Below are 4,992 nucleotides of genomic sequence, written 5' to 3'. Positions count from 1 at the left end.
CCTTGAGCAATCTGGTATGAGTCAAGCAAATACATCGACACTTGAAAAAATGATTACCTTAAATAATGACTACTTACATAAATTTGGCTTTATTTTTATTGTTTGTGCAACCGGTAAAAGCGCTGAACAAATGCTGGCGCTAATAGAGCAACGAATTAATAACAACCGCGCTGAAGAGTTACAAATAGCCGCTGGTGAGCAAGCCAAAATTACACAAATTAGATTAGAGAATTTACTATGAGCAAAAGCCCTATTACGACCCATATTTTAGATACCAGCACAGGAAAACCGGCAGCTAATGTGCCGGTGTCACTTTATCAGCAAGTTGACAAGCAATGGCACTTACTAACAAAAGGAGTGACCGATACGGATGGACGGATCATCGATTGGTTATCTCCTGACACGTCAATTAAGTTCGCCACCTATAAATTGATATTTGATCTAGACAACTATTATCAAAAGCAGCCTGTACCTGCATTTTACCCTCAAGTAGAGATCACATTTAGATTACAAGACTCTAAACACCATCATATTCCATTACTCCTATCGCCATTTGGCTTTTCAACCTACAGAGGAAGTTAACGTGAGTATCTTTAATAATAAAGACAGCAAAGTAATTTGTGGTGATATATTAGATTTCATAGACGATCCGGCAATTAGTGGCCAAAGCGCCCACCGCTATTTTGAACAGGGCGCGCTCGTTATTGAAAACGGCAAAGTAGTAGAGGTCGGCTTTGAAAAAGATATCTTGGCACACCTTGATGAGTCCGTAGACATAACTAGACATGATGGTAAATTAATAATGCCGGGCATGATTGATACCCATATCCACCTACCGCAAACTGAAATGGTTGGCGCCTACGGCGAGCAACTGCTTAGTTGGCTAACTGAATATGCATTTCCGACCGAAAAAAAGTTTGCAGATGAAAGTTACGCTCAAGAAGTATCAACAATATTTTTAGATGAGCTATTGCGCAATGGCACAACTACAGCGATGGTATTTGGCACGGTACACCCGCAATCAGTTAATGCTTTTTTTAGTGAAGCACAAAAACGAAACCTACGTATGATTGCAGGTAAAGTGATGATGGATCGCAACTGCCCTGATGATTTATCTGATAGTGCACAAAGTAGCTACGATGAATCAAAAGCGCTAATAGAGAAATGGCATAATGTCGACAGACTAAGCTACGCTGTGTCTCCTCGCTTTGCCCCTACCTCAACACCTGAGCAGCTACAAAAATGTAGCCAGCTATTAACTGAATACCCAGACACATATTTACATACGCACTTGTCTGAAAACACAGATGAGTGTGACTGGGTTAAAGGGTTATTTCCCGATGCCGAAGACTATTTAGCTGTTTATGAAAAAGAAAACATGGTTCGTAAACGCTCAGTATTTGCCCATGGCATTCATTTATCCGATCGTGAGCTATGTTGTATAGCTGATAATGATGCCGCGCTCTCACATTGCGCTACATCAAACCTATTCTTAGGCTCTGGCTTGTTTAACTTAAAAGCTTGCGAAGAGCATAGCGTAAACGTTGGTATGGGCACAGATATTGGGGCTGGCACAAGCTTTTCCATGCTTCAAACCGCCAATGAAGCTTATAAAATACAACAATTACAAGGTCAAAAATTCTCTGCTTTTAAAGGCTTATATTTAGCAACGCTAGGCGGTGCTCGAGCCCTCGATTTAGAGGGCACTATCGGTAACTTTGCAACTCACTGCGAGGCTGATTTTATTGTTATTGATTACCAAGCAACCTCCTTTTTAAAGTTCAGAATCGGTCATACTAAAACACTACACGAAAAACTATTTGCAATGATGATGCTCGGCGATGACCGCTGTATTGAACAAACTTATATTATGGGTGATTGTGTTTATCAACGTGACTTAAACGACCCGTTTTCAGTTACTCAACCTCCTATACTTAAAGAGGCTTAACCATGGAAAATTACTTATTTGAGCTTGCTCACTTAATGTTCCGTTACTTTCATGTGGTTGCGGGCATTGCCTGGATTGGCGCTTCATTTTATTTTGTTTGGCTAGATAATAACTTACAAACCCCACCACAGTGGAAGCAAGACAAAGGTATTAAGGGCGACTTATGGGCTGTACACGGTGGTGGTTTTTATGAAGTAGCAAAATACCAAAATGGCCCCGAGAAAATGCCTAGCACACTCCATTGGTTTAAGTGGGAAGCCTACACAACATGGATCAGCGGCGTATTATTATTTAGCCTATTATATTATGTCGGTGCGGATATTTATCTACTTGATGCAAGCAAAAGTGAGTTAAGTAAATTTACCGCAATTGGCTCATCACTGGCACTTATTGCTCTAGGCTATGGCGTATATCGATTACTTTGTAAAAGCCCGCTGGTCGAAAAAGGCATCGCTTTTAGTATTGTTGCCATTGGTTTATTAGCCCTTTGGACATGGGGAATCGATCAATTATTTAGCGACCGCGCCGTATACATTCACGTAGGAGCGCTGATTGGTACCTGTATGGCCGGCAACGTCTATCACATTATCATGCCAGGCCAGCGCTATATGGTGAGTGAAATCGAAGCCGGCCGTATTCCGGACTCTGCGCCAGGTTTAAAAGCAAAGCAATGTTCAGTACATAATAACTACGCCACCTTACCTATTATTTTTATAATGCTCAGTAACCACTTCCCTTTCACCTACAGTCATGACCTAGGTTGGTTAATTCTCATTGCGTTATTTATAGTTGGTATGTGGATACGTCATTACTTTAATTTAAAACACCAAGGTGTTAATAAGCCATCTGTTTTCATTAGTGGTATCGGCGCGTTTTTAGTCGTGATGCTAGCCATTGCTCCATGGCCAAAAACAGCTTCTTCATCATCACAGGTTGGTAATACCATAACAGATGCTCAAGCATGGAATATAATTAATACCCACTGCAGTGAGTGCCATAGTCAAACCCCTCGCTCTGAGTTATTTCAAACAGCGCCTTTAGGCTTTAAGTTAGACTCAATTGAACAAGCTAAAAAAGTGAGTGCCCTTATTCATACTCGGGCAATTATTACTAAAGATATGCCCTTGGCAAATATGACGCAAATGACTGATGAAGAACGCCAAACATTAGACGCTTGGTTGTCTGCACTCAAAAAAGGATAATTATATGAGTAAATCAACTGAAGATTACCCAAGAAATTTAATTGGCTATGCAAACCAAGTTCCTCATGCAAACTGGCCTAACAAAGCACAGATTGCCATACAAGTAGTGCTTAATTATGAGGAAGGTGGGGAAAACTGTGTACTGCATGGAGATACAGCAGCTGAAACTTTTTTATCTGAAATAATCAACGCGCCACATGTTGAAGGGCGCCATATTAGTATGGAGTCTATTTACGAGTATGGTTCGCGTGCCGGCGTTTGGCGTTTATTAAAATTATTTAAAAAGTATGATATTCCCATTACCTTATTTGCTGTTGCAATGGCACTAGAGCGCCATCCTGACGTAGCTAAGGCCTGCGTAGAAGCTGGTCACGAAATAGCCAGTCACGGCTTACGTTGGATTAACTATCAACATATCGATATAGAGACCGAACGCGAACATATGCAACAGGCAATCGCGATCATTACAAAACTCACAGGCCAGAAACCACAGGGTTGGTATACCGGTCGTACGAGTCCCAACACCGCAGCATTAGTAGCTGAAAACGGCTCATTTTTATATGACGCTGATGATTACAGCGACGACCTCCCTTTTTGGAGCACCAAACAAGGTAAGCCACAGTTAATCGTCCCATACACTTTAGATGTGAATGACATGCGCTTTGCCGCAGCTCAAGGATTTAATGCTGGGGATCAGTTTTATAATTACTTAAAGGATACCTTTGACACCCTATATCAAGAAGGCTCATCAACAGGTGAAAATAAACCGAAGATGATGTCGATTGGTTTACATTGTCGAATTGTAGGTCGCCCAGGGCGTATTCAAGCCTTAGCGCGTTTTTTTGAATACGCTCGTTCGTTTGAAAATGTATGGTTTGCAACCCGTTTAGACATTGCCAAACATTGGCATGAAACTCACCCTTATTGTGAATGATATCAGTATCCAAACTACCTTAATATGTAGAATTCAGCGCTCCACAGATCTCTTAACATCAAGGCATCACTTTACAACAAGAGTAGGTCGTTTTAGTTAAAGCGGCCTACCTTTATTTCTCTTACCCAATAAATAAGCATCACGAAACCGGATAAAGTGATCTTCCAGTTTTTTTCTCGCATCGTCTTCACCCGCTAGTGCTAAAACCATAATGCCCACCTCTGCCGTACCGAGCTGGTGTGCGTGAGGCGCAATACGTAAGCGATAGTCAGAGACCTTTTCTGGCGAGATAGATAGGACGGGGAAATTATCTAAGTATGGGCTTTTTCGTATCATCTTTTTAGCTTCACGCCATGTACCATCTAAAAAGATAAATAAAGGCTGTTTACTAGGGGCAACTTTAACCTCAGTGATCACGCGTTCAGGCTCTACATCACTGGCAGGGAAAATAACAACCGGCTGATACTTAGGGTTATTTAACAGCAACAACAAGTCAGCATCTGGCTGCGTTCTATCCCAGCGAAAGGCATAGTTATCAGGTATTATTTCAGCAATTAAACGCCCAGTATTAGAAGGTTTAAAGCTTTCATTGTGATACATTAATAAACATACCGCAGCGTTACAGCGGGCTTGCTCTATCCCCTCACAAATACAGTAATGCTCTGCCAACAAACAGCGCTCACAGCGAACCATCTTCCCACCACGGGCATTAAACTCACGACGAGATTCACTTATTTGCTGTGCACGTAATGCAAGTACCGCGTTTTTCACTGTTAAAACCCTATAAATTCCCTAAAATAATTCCCGCCTAGTGTAGCGACTAATAACAATAAAATCTTATTTTTTGCGTATAGTACAAAACAAACTAAAAAGCCGATACACATAGCTGAAGTGACCCCATAAAGTTA

At 41.3% G+C, this 4,992-nt stretch carries 6 protein-coding genes; 5 read left to right on the top strand and 1 reads right to left on the bottom strand.

Annotated features, from left to right (window positions below; all coding sequences use genetic code 11):
* From ACT3RM_RS16875 to puuE, 5 genes are all read left to right on the top strand, one after another.
* Positions 1 to 241, top strand: a 241-nt coding sequence (locus tag ACT3RM_RS16875; protein ID WP_444511445.1) for a 2-oxo-4-hydroxy-4-carboxy-5-ureidoimidazoline decarboxylase, incomplete at its 5' end; no start/stop codon positions are given.
* Positions 238 to 582 carry a hydroxyisourate hydrolase gene (gene uraH, locus ACT3RM_RS16870; protein ID WP_441836376.1) on the top strand — a complete coding sequence of 115 codons (345 nt, stop codon included), beginning with the start codon at positions 238 to 240 and terminating at the stop codon, positions 580 to 582. The genes ACT3RM_RS16875 and uraH, both read left to right, overlap by 4 nt.
* 1 nt (position 583) lies before the next feature.
* On the top strand, positions 584 to 1,948 hold the full coding sequence (gene guaD / locus ACT3RM_RS16865; RefSeq protein WP_441995338.1) for a guanine deaminase: 1,365 nt from the start codon (positions 584 to 586) through the stop codon (positions 1,946 to 1,948).
* 2 nt (positions 1,949 to 1,950) lie between these two features.
* On the top strand, positions 1,951 to 3,150 hold the full coding sequence (locus tag ACT3RM_RS16860; protein ID WP_441836378.1) for a urate hydroxylase PuuD: 1,200 nt from the start codon (positions 1,951 to 1,953) through the stop codon (positions 3,148 to 3,150).
* 4 nt (positions 3,151 to 3,154) lie between these two features.
* A complete protein-coding gene (gene puuE / locus ACT3RM_RS16855) occupies positions 3,155 to 4,084 on the top strand; it encodes an allantoinase PuuE (RefSeq protein ID WP_441836379.1) in 930 nt (309 codons plus the stop codon).
* A 96-nt stretch (positions 4,085 to 4,180) separates the two neighbouring features.
* Here puuE and ACT3RM_RS16850 read toward each other — a convergent pair whose 3' ends face one another.
* Positions 4,181 to 4,855, bottom strand: a complete 675-nt coding sequence (locus tag ACT3RM_RS16850; protein ID WP_441836380.1) for a tRNA-uridine aminocarboxypropyltransferase — start codon at positions 4,853 to 4,855, stop codon at positions 4,181 to 4,183.
* Between the last annotated feature and the right edge of the window lie 137 nt (positions 4,856 to 4,992).

Source organism: Pseudoalteromonas sp. AOP7-A1-14, assembly GCF_052376275.1.
Classification (GTDB): Bacteria; Pseudomonadota; Gammaproteobacteria; order Enterobacterales; family Alteromonadaceae; genus Pseudoalteromonas.
Note: the sequence above shows the minus strand (reverse complement) of the source record. Positions and strands in the feature narration are given on the sequence as shown.